The 19625-nt window shown below is 39.4% G+C and carries 12 protein-coding genes; 3 read left to right on the top strand and 9 right to left on the bottom strand.

Translation table 11 applies throughout. From position 1 onward, the window contains the following. Window positions 1–77: 77 nt before the first annotated feature. Complete coding sequence (gene rpsG, locus I6J02_RS01675) at window positions 78–545, bottom strand: 30S ribosomal protein S7 (protein ID WP_002993544.1); 468 nt, start codon at window positions 543–545, stop codon at window positions 78–80. A gap of 19 nt (window positions 546–564) precedes the next feature. Then, window positions 565–978, bottom strand: coding sequence for a 30S ribosomal protein S12 (rpsL, locus tag I6J02_RS01670; RefSeq protein ID WP_002993550.1), 414 nt, complete (start codon window positions 976–978; stop codon window positions 565–567). A 296-nt stretch (window positions 979–1274) separates the two neighbouring features. Between rpsL and I6J02_RS01665 the strand changes: the two genes are divergently transcribed. Both I6J02_RS01665 and I6J02_RS01660 read left to right on the top strand, forming a co-directional pair. After that, complete coding sequence (locus I6J02_RS01665) at window positions 1275–1682, top strand: hypothetical protein (RefSeq protein WP_201680119.1); 408 nt, start codon at window positions 1275–1277, stop codon at window positions 1680–1682. Between the two features lie 145 nt (window positions 1683–1827). After that, on the top strand, window positions 1828–4017 hold the full coding sequence (locus tag I6J02_RS01660) for an alpha-galactosidase (RefSeq protein WP_201680118.1): 2190 nt from the start codon (window positions 1828–1830) through the stop codon (window positions 4015–4017). Window positions 4018–4109: 92 nt separating this feature from the next. On the opposite strand, the gene rnr is transcribed toward I6J02_RS01660, so the two are convergent. From rnr to fsa, 3 genes are all read right to left on the bottom strand, one after another. Then, on the bottom strand, window positions 4110–6239 hold the full coding sequence (gene rnr / locus I6J02_RS01655; protein ID WP_201680117.1) for a ribonuclease R: 2130 nt from the start codon (window positions 6237–6239) through the stop codon (window positions 4110–4112). A 531-nt stretch (window positions 6240–6770) separates the two neighbouring features. Next, window positions 6771–7235 (bottom strand): Fur family transcriptional regulator, encoded by a 465-nt coding sequence (locus tag I6J02_RS01650; RefSeq protein WP_201680116.1) that lies wholly within the window; start codon window positions 7233–7235, stop codon window positions 6771–6773. 100 nt (window positions 7236–7335) lie between these two features. Further along, complete coding sequence (gene fsa, locus I6J02_RS01645; protein WP_201680115.1) at window positions 7336–7995, bottom strand: fructose-6-phosphate aldolase; 660 nt, start codon at window positions 7993–7995, stop codon at window positions 7336–7338. 200 nt (window positions 7996–8195) lie between these two features. Between fsa and I6J02_RS01640 the strand changes: the two genes are divergently transcribed. Further along, entirely contained in the window at window positions 8196–9440 is a 1245-nt protein-coding gene (locus I6J02_RS01640) for an MFS transporter (RefSeq protein WP_201680114.1), read from the top strand. Here the strand turns inward: I6J02_RS01640 and I6J02_RS01635 are convergent. From I6J02_RS01635 to I6J02_RS01620, 4 genes are all read right to left on the bottom strand, one after another. Then, window positions 9412–9855 carry a retropepsin-like aspartic protease gene (locus I6J02_RS01635; protein WP_201680113.1) on the bottom strand — a complete coding sequence of 148 codons (444 nt, stop codon included), beginning with the start codon at window positions 9853–9855 and terminating at the stop codon, window positions 9412–9414. The genes I6J02_RS01640 and I6J02_RS01635 overlap by 29 nt on opposite strands. 41 nt (window positions 9856–9896) lie before the next feature. Further along, the gene (locus I6J02_RS01630; protein WP_201680112.1) at window positions 9897–10835 is read right to left on the bottom strand and encodes a malate dehydrogenase; all 939 of its coding nucleotides are present in this window, start codon (window positions 10833–10835) and stop codon (window positions 9897–9899) included. 121 nt (window positions 10836–10956) lie between these two features. Continuing rightward, on the bottom strand, window positions 10957–13293 hold the full coding sequence (locus I6J02_RS01625) for a BamA/TamA family outer membrane protein (protein ID WP_201680111.1): 2337 nt from the start codon (window positions 13291–13293) through the stop codon (window positions 10957–10959). Next, window positions 13256–18553: a translocation/assembly module TamB gene (locus I6J02_RS01620; RefSeq protein ID WP_201680110.1), complete on the bottom strand. Its 5298-nt coding sequence runs from the start codon at window positions 18551–18553 to the stop codon at window positions 13256–13258. Before I6J02_RS01620 ends, I6J02_RS01625 begins: the two co-directional genes overlap by 38 nt. Window positions 18554–19625: the final 1072 nt, after the last annotated feature.

The following is a 19625-nucleotide window of genomic DNA, read 5'->3' as shown; positions in this document are numbered from 1 at the left end:
TAAGTACACCGACTCTAAATACAGCGTAAGCTATACTGTGGAATCGGTGTATCCATATTTTTTTGAATTCTTCAAAATTAAAATCTGAAGTGTGAGAACGCTTTGTTGGCTTCTGCCATTTTGTGCGTATCCTCTTTTTTCTTAACAGCAGCACCTTCACCTTTAGAAGCTGAAATGATTTCTCCTGCTAATTTTTCGAACATCGTCTTTTCACCACGTCTGCGTGAGTACGAAATTAACCATTTCATACCTAAAGCAATTTTACGCTCCGGACGTACTTCCATAGGAACCTGGAAGTTAGCACCACCTACACGACGAGATTTAACCTCTACGGCTGGCATAACGTTGTTTAAAGCTTTTTTCCAAGTCTCTAAACCACTTTCGCTAGTTTTTTGTTCTACTAATTCTACTGCTTTGTAAAAGATGTCATAGGCGATAGATTTTTTACCGTCATACATCATGTTGTTTACAAAACGTGTTACCTGAACGTCATTAAACTTTGGATCAGGTAGAATGATTCTCTTTTTTGGTTTTGATTTTCTCATTTCTCTTTCCTCCGTTTAATTATTTCTTTTTACCTTTTGCAGGAGCTGCAGCTGCTTGTCCTGGTTTAGGGCGTTTAGTTCCGTATTTAGAACGACGTTGGTTACGACCTGCTACACCTGAAGTGTCTAATGCACCACGGATAATGTGGTAACGTACACCTGGTAAATCTTTTACACGACCACCACGGATCAATACGATCGAGTGCTCTTGTAAGTTGTGACCTTCTCCGGGGATGTAAGCGTTGACCTCTTTACCGTTTGTTAAACGTACACGAGCTACTTTACGCATTGCTGAGTTTGGTTTTTTAGGGGTAGTAGTGTATACACGTGTACACACACCTCTTCGCTGTGGACAGCTGTCCAACGCTGGAGACTTACTCTTGTCTACCAGAGCTACTCTACCTTTTCTAACTAATTGTTGAATAGTAGGCATTTACCTGTTTTTGATTATAAAATTTATTAAAAATAATTTTTTAAAGTCCGCAAAGATAGCGATTCTGTTTTGAATATTAAATAGTTAGCCAATAAAATTTAATTGTTTTTTTTGATGTGTTGTTTTTAGTACATACCTGAAGATGTTGTTTTTCAGTACCTGAAAATCATGTACCTGTTTACGGGTAATTTTCATTTTTATGGGTTTGCAATGCGGTTTTGATCTTCTTTTGGCCATAGATTTGCAAGGCTGAGCATGAAAAACTAAAATTTATTTACAAAAAAACAATTGATATTATGAAAATGAAAGCGATGTATTTAATGGTAGTGGCCTTAGTAATGGTTGCATTTGTGGGTTGTTCTGATAAAGACGATCCTACGCCAAGCGGAGGTAGTATAGATGCTGTATTAGGAAACTACAAAGGTACGATCAAAATTATCGGTGGCGCAGAAGTATTTGATCAAACATTAGTCATTACAAAAGTGAATGATAAAAAGGTTAAAGTAACAGCACAGAATACTTCCCTGAATCTGCCTGTAAGAGAACTTGAAGTAATAAATAATATGAATATCTCTATTCAGGCTGTTGCTACAGAACCTCAGGGATCTCTTATTTATACTTTCGAGAATAAAGGATTGATGTTTTTAGCAGAAAGAACTTCTGAAGGACAATTGGAATATTCATTTAACGGAACTAAGCAATAATTCAATAAAGAAATTCAATAAATTAAAGGAGGATATGGAAATATCCTCCTTTTTTGTTTTACCTACTTGTAAGGTAATCAAAAAGTTGCAGAGGGCTCTCTGTTAAATTCCGTATGTTAGGGCTATCAATTAAGAAAACTTATCCATGAAAAAAGCTGCCTTTATTTGTTTCGGTTTGCTGTTATTGTCTCATATGGGGGTAATGGCACAGAGTAACCCATTGTATACAGATGCTCATTATTCCAGGGCTGCCGGTAAAGACTGGCTGATCAATGCGGAAGAATATAAAGCTGAGATATACGAAACAAAGGATCGGGCTGATGTGATACTGGATAATGGTCTTGTTCGTCGCTCATTTCGGTTGGCTCCGGATCTGGTGTGCTATGATTACAGTAATCTGCGTACCGGTCAGCAACTGATCCGGGCCGTGGAGCCGGAAGCATGGGTTAATATTAATGGTGCAGATTATGCTGTGGGAGGGCTGGATGGCCAGAAAGAGAAAGCATATTTACTGGCCGAATGGCTTCCGTCATTTAAAAAGAAGCAAAACGGGTTTTATTATGCGTCACATGAGATTGTTCCCCTGAGCACTCCTATAAAAGCGAATCGTGTCTTTTGGAGTAGCAATAGCAGCAATCCAAAGGGAAAGGCTGTTATATTTCGTTATCAGCATCCAAATTTAAAAGGAATCACAGTTCAGGTACATTATGAGATCTATGATAAACTTCCTGTGATCCGTAAGTGGGTTAGCATAATAAATCAATCTGGAAAATCTTTGACAGTGAACAGAGTCGTTCACGAAGTGCTGAGTCTGGTCGAGGAAGAATCTGCAGTGGTAGGGGAGACCAATCAGATGCTAAAGCAAAGCGGTATATATTTTGAAACCAATTATGCATACAATAATGCTATGCAATACCGTCTTTCGGACCAGACAACACATTGGGAGGCAGATTCAACCTATACTTCTCAGGTCAATTATGATCTGAAGACCCCGGTTAGGGTTAAGATCTACCCTGCTAAAGTTTCTGATATAGCTGTAGCAGATGGTAATGAGTTTGAGTCGGTCAAGACATATGAGCTGTTACATGATAGCTATGACCGGGAGCGAAGAGGGCTTGCTGTTCGGCGCATGTACCGCCTGTTGTCTCCATGGGTGACTGCAAATCCGATCTTTATGCATTTAGTAAGTAAAAATGATGATGATGTGCGGGCAGCGGTTGATCAGGCTGCAGCAGTAGGTTATGAAGCAGTGATATTGAGTTTTGGAAGTCATCTTAATATGGAAGATAATTCTGCTGCTAATCATGCTAAATGGAAAAAACTGGCGACATATGCCAAAAGTAAAGGGGTAAGGATTGGAGGATATACGCTGTTCAGTTCCCGTAAGATCTCTGGAGAAACTGATGTTATAGATCCGAAGACAGGGAAGCCCGGAGGCGCATTTTTTGGAAATGCACCATGTATGGCCAGTGAATGGGGATTGAAATATGCCGAAGCCATTGTTGATTTTTTTAAAAAAACAGGATTTGATATTCTGGAAATGGATGGTCCGTATCCCGGAGATGTATGTGCTTCACATAATCATCCCGGACATAAGGGGCTTGAAGATTCGCAATGGGCGCAAATGAATATTCAAAAAAAGATCTTCCATGAGCTGAATGCAATGGATGTGTATATAAATGCGCCGGATTGGTATTTTCTGGATGGTACGAATAAGATCGGACTGGGATACAGAGAAGTGAATTTTGCATTATCGCGCACACAGCAGAAAATATTGAACCGTCAGAATATATATGATGGTACCTGGGAGCGAACGCCGTCTATGAGCTGGGGCTTTGTTCCGCTGACAGCGTATCACGGCGGTGGTGCAGATGCTGTTATCGAGCCTTTGGATGAGCATCTTGAAGACTATAAGCAACTGATGGTGCAGTACTATGCGGCCGGGGTGCAAGCCTGTTATCGCGGTCCGAGACTTTATGATACGGAAAGAACGAAACAGATGGTCACAGAGGTCGTGGATTGGTATAAAAAGTACCGTCATATCCTTAATGCGGATGTGGTGCACCTGAGAAGGCCTGACGGAAGAGATTGGGATGGTATTCTGCATGTGGATCCGCAAGGGAAAGAAAAAGGACTGGCGGTATTATACAATCCGACTAAAAGTACGATGACCCGTACATTACGCTTGCCGGTTTATTATACCGGATTGAATAAAACTGTTAGTTTGAGTGAACTGGAGGGTAAAACTGAACAACTGAAAGTAGACGGGCAAGGTATGGTCACCTGTACAGTAACTATTCCTGCTGAGAGCTATACCTGGTTGCTGATGCGTTAAGTTATGCAAACTCTGATCTGCTAGCCGGCAGATCAGAGTGGATATTATAGGCTTTCGGAGTAAGCCTTTTTCTGATATGCGTATTCAGAATTTTAGCCAAGCAAGGTGAAGTCAATCTGTCTTTTGTCCAGATCAACCTTTTTTACCTTGATCTGTACCTCATCCCCCAGTTGGTATTTCTTTTTCTTGCGCTGACCGATTATGGCGTAATTCTTCTCGTCAAGTACATAAAAATCATCTGTAATATCACGGAGCCGTACCATGCCTTCACATTTATTAGATTCAATCTCTACATACATACCCCATTCAGTGACACCTGATACAATACCAGTATATTCTGTTCCGATCTGATCCTGCAGGAATTCTGCCTGTTTGTATTTAATCGATGCACGTTCCGCTTCAGCTGCTTTCTTTTCCATTTGTGAAGAATGCTCACTCATCTTCTCATAATGTTCTGCATTTACTTTTTGACCTCCATCCAGATAAAACTGCAGCAGTCTGTGAACCATTACATCGGGGTAACGGCGGATAGGGGATGTAAAATGGGTGTAATAATCAAAAGCAAGACCGTAGTGGCTAGTGTTTTTTGTAGTGTATACGGCTTTGGCCATAGAGCGCACTGCCAGAGAAGTCAGCAGGTTTTGTTCTTTGCTGCCTTCTATTTTGGTCATTAGAGCATTCAGTGATTTGGCTGTTTCTTTATCTGATCGTATAGTCAGCTTATGTCCGAAACGCGATGCAAACTGAGAAAAGGTTGTTAAGGTTTCCGGATTCGGAAGGTCGTGGAAGCGGTATACAAATGTCAGCTTGTTTTTACCTTTTCCCTGCTTGCCGATGTATTCAGCTACTTTGCGGTTTGCCAGTAGCATAAAGTCTTCGATCAGCTTATGTGCATCTTTTCTGACTTTTGTATATACTCCTGTAGGTTTTCCGTTTTCATCCAGTGTGAATTTGACTTCTTCGCTTTCAAAGCTGATGGCCCCGTTTTTAAATTTTTTCTCACGAAGGATATAAGCGAGTTCGTTTAGTTTGAGTATTTCAGTTGCAAAATCACCTGTTTTGTTTTCGATGACTTCCTGTGCTTCTTCATAGGAGAACCTGCGGTCTGAATGGATGACTGTTCTTCCAAACCACTGGTCATGTATATTCGCCTTGTCATCGAGCTCAAAGACGGCGGAGAAGCAAAGCCTGTCTTCGTTTGGACGGAGTGAACAGAGGTCATTGGAAAGTCGCTCAGGAAGCATTGGTATTACCCGGTCTACCAGGTATACGGATGTTGCGCGCTCGAATGCTTCTTTGTCAAGAGCGGTGTCCGGTTTTACAAAATGAGATACATCTGCGATGTGTACACCAATCTCGTAATTGCCATTCGGTAATTGCTGAAAAGAGATTGCGTCATCAAAATCTTTGGCATCTGCCGGGTCGATTGTAAAGGTCGGAATCGTTCGGAAATCACGACGCTTTTGGATCTCTGTATTGTCAATGACAGCGGAGAAACTATTGGCTTCTTTTTCGACTTCCGGAGGGAAGGAAAGTGGAAATCCGTAGTCTGCCAATATGGCATTCATCTCCGTGTTATTCTCTCCTTTTTTTCCTAATACATCTTTTACCCGACCCACCGGATTCTTACTTCCCTTAGGCCATTCGGTGATCGATACCACTACCTTTTCGCCGTCCTTCGCACCGTTGAGATTGTCCAGCGGAATGAAAATGTCGTGAAGCATTTTTCGGTCATCGGCAATGAAGAATGCAAAGCTTTTGGAAAGGTTGATTATACCGGTGAAATCCGTCTTTGCTCTTTGCAAAATCTCTACGACTTCACCTTCCTTTTTACGGCCTTTGCGTTTCTCATATGTGTGCACTTTGACGATGTCTCCATGCAGAGCCTGACGCAATTTTCGGGGTGCGATAAAGATATCATTTTCCAGTTCGTCCTCGGGTATTACATAGGCCGATCCATCGGCAGTCATATCTACTTTTCCGGTGACATATACCTTGATCTGGCGAAGCTGGAACTTGCCTCTTTCACTTTCGATAAACGGACTGTTCTTAGGGTCTATGGTGAGGACTTCAGCTATCGCTGCTTTGCTGTCCGAGTCTGATACATTAAGTTTCGCTGCGACCTGTTTGTAGTTAAGAGGTTTGTTGCCGGATTTTTCAAAAATGTCAACGATCATCTGTGTTAACACTTCTTTATAAGGATTCTCTTTTCTTGTTCTCATGTAATAAATTTTACAGTTAAGTCTCCGGATCTTTTCCTCCTGAACGGGGGAGGAGGGAAGTGAGATGGAGAGCTGTTCTTCATGTGAGAATTTACTCACAGTAGGAATTTCTATGTACTTCGAATGTACGGAAAATTTTGTGGAGATGGGGTATGGAGGACTAAGTTTTTATGGAAATATTCTGATATGTATAATGAATTTATTTTAGCGAATATTTTATTCTGATTTACAGGTTTATATGATTTATTTTGCTAAAATTTAAAAGAACGTAATGTGCGTTTACAGTAAATGAACACAATTTTGTTTTAAATTCATCAGATTTGAGGATGTATGCTAAAATATTTAAATAAATATTTTGTTTATTTTAACTTTTATATTTATTTTAAATACAGTACATTATAAAATTTAAATATGCAATTTAGCATATTATAAAGTATTATATTTAGCTTGAAAAAATGAATAGAATAAGGCATGAATAGTTTTGAAAACTATCTTATTAAAAAGAAGAGATGGAGATAAACCGGAGGGATATTATTCTTCTGAAGACTGGCAATTGTCGCAAAGACCTACCGCATTTACCGCTATCGAATGAAGCTTAAAATTTTTGGGAAGATTGATTTTGGGTAGTGAAATTTCTTCCAGACAAAAGATACTGTTGCATACTGTACAGATAAAATGTACGTGCTGATCATGGTGATCATGTGCCGAACATTGGGTAGAGCATATGGCATATGTAGCCGTGCCGTTGAGGTCAAAGATCTTGTGCAGAATTCCTTTTTCTTCAAAGTTTGCCAGTATCCTGTACAACGTTACACGGTCTATTTCAGCGCCGAGAATCTTCTCTAAATCGGGTTGGGATATCGCAGAATTCTTTGCAGATACAATCTCCAGAACACGTAATCTTGGCTGTGTCACTTTCAATTTGTTTGAACGTAACAGGCTTGTGAAATGTGCTTCCTGAGCAGTTTTATTTTCCGGATTTTCAATCGATTTCATATTGCAAATTTACATAAACTTTCAGGTATAAAAAAACCGAAAACATTCACGGTACAGCCCGCTCCTGTTTTCGGTTTTCTTATGACTTTCGTCTTACTTTTTATTTACCTGCAGCTTTAGCATGATCCGCCAGAAACTGTGCAAGACCACTATCTGTCAACGGGTGTTTCAACAATGAAACGATAGCTGATAAAGGGCCTGTCATTACATCTGCACCTATCTTTGCACAACCCAAAATGTGAGCGCTGTGACGTACTGAAGCAGCAAGGATTTGTGTTGTATAACCATAGTTGTCATAGATCAAACGAATGTCTTCGATCAAGGCTAATCCGTCTGTCGAAATGTCATCTAATCTTCCGATAAAAGGAGATACATAAGTCGCTCCGGCTTTAGCAGCCAGTAAAGCCTGACCTGCTGAGAATACCAAAGTACAGTTGGTTTTGATACCTTTTTTACTGAAATATTTGATCGCTTTGATACCGTCTTTGATCATAGGTACCTTCACCACAATCTTGTCATCCAGCGCCGCCAGTATTTCCCCTTCTTTGATCATATTTTCATAATCTGTAGAAATTACTTCAGCACTTACATCACCTTCAACAATGGCGCAGATAGCTTTGTAATGATTGATTACATTCTCCTCGCCACTGATGCCTTCTTTAGCCATCAGACTTGGGTTTGTGGTTACACCGTCTAATACGCCTAAGTCCTGTGCCTCTTTAATCTGATCTAAGTTAGCGGTATCAATAAAAAATTTCATGTGTATTGAATTGATTGTTAATTGTTTGAAAAAATAAATTTTGTGTAAAGATAATTATTCCTCCGCATACTCACTGCATAAATTAAATATTACAGATTTTTCAAACTTTTGCGCTTCTATTCTGTATAGAATGTAACAATGTACGCTTAATGCCACTATTCTGCTAAGATAAGTGGTACTTTTATCCTGAAATTACTTGCATGCAACTTTTTAGATCTTTATCATATCCCAATTTCAGACTTCATGTTACAGGCCAGGCTATCTCTCTTCTGGGCACATGGATGCAGCGTGTTGCCATTAGCTGGCTGGTTTATCGCCTTACCGATTCTGTATTTTATCTGGGGCTGGTCACTTTTATTTCGTTATCACCTTCACTGTTCTTCTCTCCTTTTATAGGCAGTTTTGTAGATAAACACAAGAAATACAGGCTTGTTTTTCTGACTCAGATCGGATTGATGATTCAGGCAGGCCTACTGACTTTGCTGGTGTATATGAAATGGGAGACGGTATTCTGGCTTAGTGTTCTGGGGTTTGTACAAGGAGTTATCAATGCGTATGATGTGCTGGGACGTCAATCATTAATGGTATTGCTGGTAGACAATAAGAAAGATCTTCCTAATGCTATAGCGCTCAATTCATCTGTATTCAATGCCGCCCGCATGGTAGGGCCTGCAATAGGAGGTTTTTTGCTGAGTAAGTATGGCGAATTGGTGTGTTTCGGACTTAATTTTATCAGTTTTATTCCGGTCATCGCTATGTTGATGCTGATGAATGTAAAAGAGTCTGTATCGCTTAATCACAAAGAGAGTACCTGGAGAGGACTTGTAGAAGGGTTTAATTATCTGCGACATTCTCCTCACATTTCTTCTCTTATCGTGCTGCTGGCACTTTCCAGCATGTTTGTTATTCCTTTCACTTCTTTATTGCCTGCCGTAGCGAAAGATATGTTTTCCGGTAACGCAGATACCTTTTCATGGTTTGAGAGTGCTGCAGGGCTCGGAGCAATGCTTGGCGCCTTTAATATGGCAAGGCTTAAGTCGGGGAGTAATCTTCGATATGGTGTCTTGTTTTCAGCACTGGCGATGGGAGTAGGACTGGTCTTTCTTGCCGGATCCAAGATGCTGGCTTTTGCTTTAATCTATATCGCTGTCATTTCCTTTGCGATGATGGTTCAGAATTCCAGTATTAACACCTATATACAAACGCATGCTATACCGGCGTACCGTGCACGGGCTATAAGCTATTATGTAATGGCCTTTCAGGGGATATTTCCTTTAGGGAGTTTACTGGTGGGTGTTATTGCTGAATATTGCGGACTGAGAAATACCTTGTATATAATGGGAGGAGCCGGTGTACTTATTTCAGTAGCTTACTATACTTACCTCCGCTTACATATTCACAGGCGGTTGTTTAAATTCAGCTTTTACGAACGGGGCGATTCCTGAGTCTGACAGTATGTTTGTTATAGTCTATCACAGCGCCGTAGCGGGTTAAAATATCACCTCCTAATACACCGATTACAGGTTCAATACCCATCTGTTCGTAAGCATAATTGATTGAACTTAAATCTAATACGGCTACATCGATCTTTTTAGTTTCCCATTCATTGATTCTTAATTTCGGCAGATGGAGGATAAAGCTTTCCATGGAATTAGTTCCTAATCCTGTAGATAGAATATCTGTACTTTGCAGGTCCTGTTCGGCCAGACCGGAGGAGATAACTGTAGTCTTGTCCAATACGGTTTTGGAAGCACCTGTGTCCAAAACCATATTAAAGGATCTGTCAAATATTTCGACTTCCAGGATAATGTGGTAACCATCTCCCTGAAGATTCAGCAGCGTGAAAGGAATACTAATCATGTATGCTTTAGAAGAGCGCTATATGGGTAATTGAAGAAAAATTATAACGCATTAATCTCTTTCAGCACATTATTCATATTGCGTACGGCTTCGGCACTTGCATTGAATTTTTTAGATTCTTCATCCGAAAGTTCCAGAGGAACAATACGATCCCATCCATTTTTGTTGATAATCACAGGTACACCAAGATTGATGTCTTCCTGTCCGAATTCTCCTTCAAGATACACGGAAGCTGTAAAAAGTTTATTTTGATCCCTGACGATGCTTTCTACTACAGCAGCAGATGCTGCTCCGGGAGCATACCAGGCTGATGTGCCGATCAAAGCTGTCAAGGTAGCACCACCGACCATTGTTTTTTGTACGATATCGTCCTGTTCTTCTTTGGTTAAAAATGTAGATACAGGTATACTGTTCCACGTGGCATGTTGGATCAGCGGGATCATGGTTGTGTCACCGTGACCTCCTATTACTATAGCGTTAAGGTCAGCTGGTGAAGCATTTAGTTTCTCACTTAACTGGTATTTGAAGCGTGCTGAGTCTAATGTTCCGCCCATTCCGATAATACGGTTTTTAGGAAGTCCGCTGGATTTAAGCGCAAGATAGGTCATGGTATCCATAGGATTGGATACAATAACAATGATAATGTCCGGGGAATGTTTTACCAGATTTTCGACAACAGATTTTACAATGTTTGCATTGGTGCCGATAAGTTCTTCACGGGTCATTCCGGGTTTACGTGGTATACCCGAAGTAATAACAGCTACAGTAGATCCTGCAGTCTGCGCATAATCGTTGGTAACACCTTTAATTTTTGCATCAAAACCCAGAAGAGCTGCAGTCTGCGAAATGTCCTGAGCTTTACCTTCTGCAAAACCTTCTTTAATATCCAGAAGTATAATTTCTTCTGCTACACTTCTTCTGACCAGATTGTCTGCTGTTGTTGCACCAACAGCTCCTGCACCTACGACTGTAACTTTCATAAACCTTGAATTTAACTTGTTTTACACTTATTCGGTATATGGTAAATATACTGAATAAATAACGAACTCCTGTAGATTAAAAAAAAATAAAATCCGGAAAAACAGATCCGAAAATTCTGTCTTAAAACGGATATCCGATAGCCAGATTGAATACCAGATTGTTACTTCTCCAGGTTTTACTTCCGAAATCTATATCCTTGAATACCCATCTGTCACCTTTTGGCAAATAAGGTACACGCAACGGAATAGCAAAATCCGTACGTAAGATCAGGAAGGTAAAGTCAAAGCGCAGACCTGCACCGGCACCTACTGCCAGTTCACTTATAAAGTCTTTTGAAAATTTACCTCCTGGTTTGTCGGGATCTGCATTTTGTAACCACACGTTACCAGCATCGATAAAAGCCGCCCAATGAACAATACTGGCTAATTTAGCTCTGTACTCTGTGTTCAATTCTAATTTTAGATCACCCGTCTGATCTGCAAAAAAGTTGTTTTGCCCCACATTTTGTGGTGCGGAACTACCCGGACCGATGGCTCTTGCTCTGAATGCTCTCAGACTGTTAGGTCCACCGACGAAATACTGTTTGAGGTAGGGCAGAGAGTTGGAGTTACCGTAGGAATAACTGTATCCGATAGCAATACGCGATGCGATCTGCGACGTTTCAGACAATTTAAAGTAATGTCTGGCATCCGCCTGCAGCTTAATATACTGCGCATAATATGCATTGAAGATCTTGTGACGCTTGCCTTCGGCATAATTGGCTCCCTGAATCAATCCCAGGATATTACCTGATAAATCTACTCCTCCTTTAAAATAGAACGTATTTTGTAACGCTGTATTCATGGTATTGGTATAGGTGTAATTGTAGTTGGGACCGAAAGAAAACTGCGGATCAATAATATGTCTCAAGGAAGGTACAGTATCCATTTGTGCGCGGTAATCGTCAGATACATTACGAGGTTGTACATACACTACTTCCAGTACGCTCAGATCATGCTGTTTTTCATCTGTCTCTTTCCAGGCATATCCATAGTCAAATTTAATGGAATTCAGCTGATAAGCTGCTTTTCTGTTTAGAAATTCAAATCCTGTTTTAAAATATGTTTTAGGAATATACTTACGTGTTCCTGACCACTTAAATGGTGTCAGCAGACGGGGCAAGGAATAAGTCAGTTCAGCTCCATAGCGGTAATAACTGGAATTCAGATTGACACTTCCTCCTGTCTGCGTTTCATAACCTCCGAATACATTGAGCGATAGTTGTTCAGCTCCTCTGAAGGCATTACGCATACTCCATGTGACATTCAGTTCGGAACCGTTGTACACAGATGCCATTTTTCCCAATAGTTCCAGACGAAGTGATTTCTTCGGAAGTGGCGTCAGGTAATAATAAACATCAAGTGTATTTGTAGAGTCTTTAGAATCTACAAAGTTGTTCTTCACAAACTTGAAACTGTTGAGATTGACCAGATGGTTGATCGTCAGATTGTGATTGTGACGGTTGTAAGTGTCTCCGCGTTTAAAAAAAATGTGATTCGCGATAACTGGTTTACGGAACGTATTTTTTCTGTCGATGATATAGTAATTGTCCCTGAAAAGTTCTGCATTTCTCGGGGTAGATAACTGATACCCTGTGTTAGAAAGTTGGTAATTGGGATAAATATAAATATTGCCTATTTTTTGTGGATGTTTAGCCTGTTCAGGAGTTTCTTTTTTCAATACCACATACATATCTACCTTGTGATTTCCAATGCTGCTGTCTACCTCAACAAGTAAATTTTCGGGATTGAAATAGTAATAACCTTTATTTTTGAGTTCATTATCTATACGGTCACGCTCATTGAGAATAACATCGAGACTGTAATTCTGTCCAACCACTAAAAGCGATCTGTCTTTTGATTCCAGAATATCTTTACCAATCTGTGAGGTACTGTCGATATTAAATTTGACAGATTTGATTCTGTAGATCAGATTTGGGGTCGCTGTATAGGTAACTGTTGCTTCTTTGTTATTAATGGTCGTATCGGATGTTACTTCGGCATTAAAAAAACCTATATTTTCCAGTTTATTCCGCACTAAATTTTCATTATACTCCCGGTTTACATCACTCAGAAAAACAGGTTTTGAACCAAGTCCTTTGATCCATTTGCGTACAATATTATTGGTGACAGAGTCTCCGCCTCCCATATAATATAATCCGCTTTTAATGCGTAAGCCTAATAGTTTTTTATTCGGTTTTGGCATTAGAAGTCCCTCCAAATGCGTTGATAAAAGCTTCTTTTTGTCAACAGGGATCGTATCCGAATTAATGACTACTTCACCTTTATCGTATAATGATTCCCCTTCCGGCAAATGCTTTTTCGTGCTACATGCTGAAGAGAGCATGATGAGGACGGCCATAAATCCCAGCGCCTGCAGTTTACCCTTTTGCATTTTGTCTCCTTTCCTCTTCTTCATTACGAATAGCTGATTTTATAGTATCAATGTTTTTGTGGCTTGTGTCATTTTTGCCGGATTTTTCCAGTGAATCTTTTTTAAGTTTCTCCTGTTCCTGCAATTTTTTCTCCTGACGCTTACGGTATTCCGGGCTGTTCTGCATCAGACTATCGCGTATCACGGCCCTTACGCTATCGCGGTATACGGAATCTTTATCCATACGCTCTACATCAAATCTTCTTCTGAACCCTTTGCTTTCCGTATCGTAATAATTTTGCAATTGCTTGGTATTCATGAATATTTCGCGGAACTTATTGTAGTCCATATTGATGATGAAACCAATTCCCGTTTCAACAAATTGTCCCTGTAATGTTGCCTGATACTGGTTTTTGCGGTATACACGTGCAAAATACCTTCCATCCTGCGAAAGCTGATAATCTAAAGAGATGTCACCGGCAATATTGTTGGCTTGCTCTCCCGGTCTGGAATTACCTTCAACCTCAAAGTTAGAGCCGATTGTAATTTTGAGACGATCATCAAACAGCATTTTGGATACACCGATATTAAGATCCGTACGCGTATTGCCGGAACCGGTCAGATAGTCTTGTGAAGATTCTAAACCGAAATCAAGTTCTACACCTTTTATCAGATCGGAAGCCAGAGCGTTCAACTGTCCACTCAGGAAGGAACTCATGGTGTTACGGGCAGTACCCTCTACACCGCCACCTCCGGACAGACTTTCAAATGGATTAGAGGCCATGAAGCGACCCAGTATAATCAATGAAAAGACTTGTTTATTCAATTCAGACTGATCTTCACGAAGGGCAGTCAAAGCAATATTGACCTTACTGACCACATCCTGTGAAACAATAGCATTTTTCTCGTCCAGATCAATATCAAAGTTGATATTTGGTTTGAATAGTTCTCCTGTCAGCAACAGTTTTACAGCGAATGGAATACGTTGTTTGTATAAGTTGGCACTTTCGGTACCAATTTGATTCTGAACAAGTTCAAGGGTCGGAAATTTGTTTGTATAAAGAGCTGTAATAGCCAGCTGCGCATCGAGTGGGTCTCCGTTCCACGTGATAGTGCTACCTTTTTCAAAACCAAATTCTTTGCTGAGTGGGCCGAAGCTGAAGGAATAATCTCCTTTTTCTACTGTAAATGTACCGGACATAGTGATTTTTTCACTGGCATCAATTCCCATATTCAGTTCTGCCGTTCCCTGTATATTCAGTGCATCTTTAGAGCCTTCGTCCATGATAATCTTGAATTTGGCTTCTTTATCCGTTTGCAGATTCAGGGTAAGGTCTATTCCTGATAAATGTGATGTAGTGGTCATGGAATCCAGCCTTGCAAATACGTTGGCTGCCGAAGTATCACTTTTATTTACAAATACGACCACACCATCCCGCTGCACCATGCCCGGATTATCATTTGGTACGATAAATACGAAGTCGGTTTTATCATTTGCCTTGATATTACCATCCACTACAGGTTTGTGCATGTCTCCTCTGATCCGCAGGTTAGAAGTCACAAATAGTTTACCATAAAACAGATCATTGTCCTCCCGGGTAGAGTTGACAACAGTGAAATCATTCGTATTCAGATTAAGATTAAAATCAAAGTCTGTATAATCTTTTGTCAGGATAGAACCGTTGATTTTGGCTGTATTTCCTCTCTTATCTTTAATATTAAATTCCTTAAATGCCAAACCCTGATCATTGAATGAAATGGTCTGATCGTCCATATAAAAATCAGCATTAAGCATGGTAATGTTAAGCCGTGCATCCTGAAATACAAGATCTCCTTTTATACTCGGATCAGCAGTTGTACCACTGATATTGAGTGTTCCTTCAAGATTTCCTTCTGTATTTTGCAGATAGCCCAGACTGAAAGCCTCAACGGTTTTCATTTTTAACGGTTTAAGATCTAATGTTGCCTGAAATGTAGATTTACCGTCCGGAGGACTGATGTATTCCCCAAGCAGGTGTACATTATTACCATTTTCTGTAATACTCACATCTGCGGCATAGGTGTTCTCTTTTTCATTATTGACTTTAATAGCAATATTTCCGACTGTATCTTTTCCGAAATAGAATTTATCTATGGTCAGATCAGAAACAAAAACGGGTTTGCTTTCCAAACGGGATATGGTAGCACTTCCATTTATTCCTCCACCAAGATTCAGTGCTTCGGATTCCAGCATTTGGGAGAATGTCTCAATTCTGAAATTGTTGAAACTTAAGTTGATGGGTGAATTCAGTGACGAATCCTGAGAAACAATCTTCAGTTCCTGTCCTTTATTACTAAGAATAAAATCCTGAGCACGGATACCTGCTTTACCAAAAGAAAGACTGTTATTCTGATTGATGTTCCACGTTTCGTAGTTAAGCATCAGGCCATTTTCGAGCAAACTCAGGATATAATTATCGTCATTGACTTTCATTTGAGCTCCAAGGTAGTATTGCTCTTTCTCCTGTTTATCTTTTATCCAGAGACCAAAGTCGAGGTTATTCTTTATTACTTTTCCACTCAATACAGTATTAATCAATTCAATATTACTGATAGCAATTTTATTGATCAGCGTAGAATAATACATTGTACTGTCCACTGTGTTGATATCAAGGGAAACATTTTCAATTTTTGTGCCTCCGTAAATGACTTTTGGTGCCACCAGTTTTGCCAGAATAGATTTGGACTGGCTATCGAACGTACCATCCAGTGTAACAGGTTTCAACTCTTCCAGATCAGGGAAGAAGTCACGAATAAATCTGGAATTATTCAGCTGCGCACTGAATTCAAAGTTCTGAGGTGAATATGGTGGTATCTTTGTAGGATTGGCATTTGGCTGATAATATACCCGTAGAATATCCTGCATAGCACTTCCCAGTTCGGTAAGTTTATATTTACCCACCAGGTGAGCTTTCAGGAATTCAGATTGCAGAGTCAGCATATTTCGGCTGGTATCTGCTTTTGCAATCATAGATACACTATCCAGCACAAAACGATCATTATTGTATGCTATAGACGAATTGACAATGTCTATACGGCCATTTAAGAAGTTAAGATCAGCGGTTTCAAAATCAGCAACGATCTTTCCGTGATAACGCAGGTCGTCTGTCATCAGTTTGAGATTTTTGAAATTGATACTGTCGATCATCATCTCCATGTTTACCTTTGGATACTTTCCACGCATATCCGCATTGGCATTCATATGGAGATCCAGATTAGGATCACTACTGCTGATCGTGGCACCTATATCTCCTTGGTTGGCCAATAAATCCAGATCAATATTCTGATAACGGTAGCCCATAGCATCCAGTCTCAGGAGTTTCCCTTTTACATCTGCCTGCATAGTTTTAGGATTCAGACCATGTCCTTTTACATCAGCATCAAAAGCAATTATGCCCAATGTAGAATCCATTTTTAACAGATTTCCGAGGTTGAAATCTTCAATTCGCACTCTGGCATCATAGGAGGTGTCACGTCCAGCCATATTAAGTTTACCGTCGAATGAGGCATTTCCAAGTTCTGTTTTGAGTTTCAGATCTGCATCAAACCCTTTCATTCCTCCTTTAAATGTACCCGTCAATCCGATCGAATTTGGCAATTGTATACTATCCGGGAGCATAGACTTTGCAATCAGTTGTTCCAGATCACGGCGTCCTGTCGTTAATTTTTTCAGACGCAGATCAATGTTCATTTTTTCAGGATCAGGTAATCCTGTGATATGTGCACTGGCAATAATATGCGTCCGGTTGAGTGTTTTGAATTCCAGTGTTGGTATCTGTAAGTCATTCATCCTGCCTTTGACACGTCCGTCTATAAAAAAGGTTTTGGTCATTAGCGGTTTCATAACCTGCATGGTGTCAAGAAAAGGAGCAAAATAGCGGATATCTTTCATGCCTACACGGCTCTTACGGATATTTGCTTCCAATGTCAGTTTCTCTGGCTGTGCGCTGATGATATCCAATGAGGGATAGGAGACCTTAATATAATCTCTTAATAACGTATTGGGTGTTTCGGCATACAGATTTTTGATTATCGCACCGGTATTGGTATACACAAAATCACCGGATAGTTGTTTAATCTCAAATCCGGAATGATCTTTAGCTTTTAGCATGGATAAGGAACCGGACAGAGAGTCTGCAGAATAAAACAGGTCTTTGAGATCTCCGGATAGCCCCTGGATTTTGATATTACCGTAATCGAAACCTTTCATACGGGCTTGATTATCATCCTTAAACAGAAAATTGGTCTTGTTGATGACTATCTCATTTGCAGATACTATCCAGTTATTTGAGGAAGTCGCAGCCGTAGAATCTTTTGTCGCTTTTACTTCAGGTTTTTTATTGATCTTTCCAAACAAGACCTTTGAATCCGAACCATCCAGTTTTATATTATCTAAGGTGACGATTTCCTTATTGAGATCAATTTCATGTATGCTTGCTACAAGGTCATTGATATTAAACCGGGTATCCATTGCGGATGATGAATCACTGTAGCGTACATCAATATTCTTTAGATTGGCGGTTTTGATGCCTACATTGGGTAGGAGAGAGGCTTCTTTCACAGAAGGATCTGTGATCCCGAAATCTTCGGCCTTGGGACGATTGGTGTCGGTCATTGGTGACCATTGATTTACGATGGCTGTCAGTCCGTCAATATTGACAACCGGCATATCAAAAGTCATATTTTTAGTCAGGTCGAAGGTCTTGATACGGGTGTCGAAGTGACCGAGGTTGATTTCGGCTCTTGTACCGATGACATCATCTTTATAAATAAACCTTATTTTATCAAAATTTACCTTTTCAATATTAAATACCATAGCAGATGTAGTATCCGCTGTTGCTTTACTTTCTTTTTCCGAAGAAAATGCTTTTACGATATAGTCAAAATTAAACGCGCTGTCAGGCAGACTGCGGCTAATCTTTGCAGTAGCTCCTTTTAAAGATATTTCCTGAATTTCGACAGTATTTTTGAGCAGCTTGAACATGTCAATATCTACTTTGAGCTCTTCTGCAGACACTAGTGTATCTTTGGACTGATCAGCTAAATAGACATTTTCAAGGACAAGATCCTTAGGGAAACCTATCTTAATGTATCCTATACGAACAGGTGTGCCGATTTTGCCTTCAACGTAATTCGTCACTTTGCCCACTACAAAGTTTTGAACGGAAGGGAGCCGGATCAGAAAAACAATAAGTAAAAGTAAGGCTATAATAGAGCCGACAATCCATAAGATTGTCTTTAATGCAATGCGTCCTAATTTATTCAAAATTTGAAAAATCTATATTTAAGCGTCAAAAGTTCTATTAAACAACGTAAAAAGACCGGATATGTTTACAAAAAAAATGATTTTCATATTATATGCCTTAGGGGCAAAGATAATATAACAGCAGTAATTAATTGTATTTTTGCCTGTTAAGGATTTGTTTTTTGTGTTTAATTCTAATTTATATCTAATGCTTTTTTGTAAAATATCCATTTAAATAATCGTGCGTTGATATAAATATTATGTATCCAATAAATCGGATAGCTTTTGTTTAATCAAAGTAATGAACTTGCAAAAGGCTATTTATAGGAGAAAAATTGTTGCACAACACACTTTCTTTAATTTAAAAAGTGCTTATCTGTTATTTTATAGCTAAAATACAGGGTATTATCAGGGGATCATAAGTATTCTTTGTCACGGAAGGGTTCTTACCAAAAACTAAACTTTCTAATTCTTATTCATTATACCTTATTATGCAATACCGCTCGAAAAGTAATAAATATTACTGCGCACCTTTTTTTCTATACCAATGTGATATTTTTCATCGAGTTGAAAGGATTTTATCTCAGACGTAGACGGATCGTGATTAATGATGTATCCATAAATATCACCCAATCCCCTATTTTCCACCCATACGGAATAATTATCATAACGGTAATATTTTATGAATCTAATACTGTTTTATATTTTCAAATACGTGAATCACAAACGGTGACACCATTTATATCCTTCGTAAATGGCTTCATGTTAGTGTATCTATTTAAAGCTAAGTGATTTTGCACCATATTATCTAATTCTAAAAGGCTTTCAATCTTGTTGCTTGGACTCTTACTACACGAACATAGTATATTAAGAGCGAGCAAGTAATAAGATATACTTGATAAATTTAATATTCAAAACTTTCCAAAGTAATCAGATAACTTTATTCCTTCCGTTTGGTCTGCACCTTTTGTAATTCCTATTTAATTTCTTCATCCTGTGCTATAAAACCCTGAAAAAAGTCTTTGTACCTAACTTTATATTATTTTGTTTGGCTTTCTTTCGATTTGTTCTCGATAAATGGAGACTGGATCAT

The organism is Sphingobacterium spiritivorum, from assembly GCF_016725325.1.
Taxonomy (GTDB): Bacteria; Bacteroidota; Bacteroidia; order Sphingobacteriales; family Sphingobacteriaceae; genus Sphingobacterium.
This window is presented reverse-complemented; position numbering and strand designations above follow the sequence as displayed.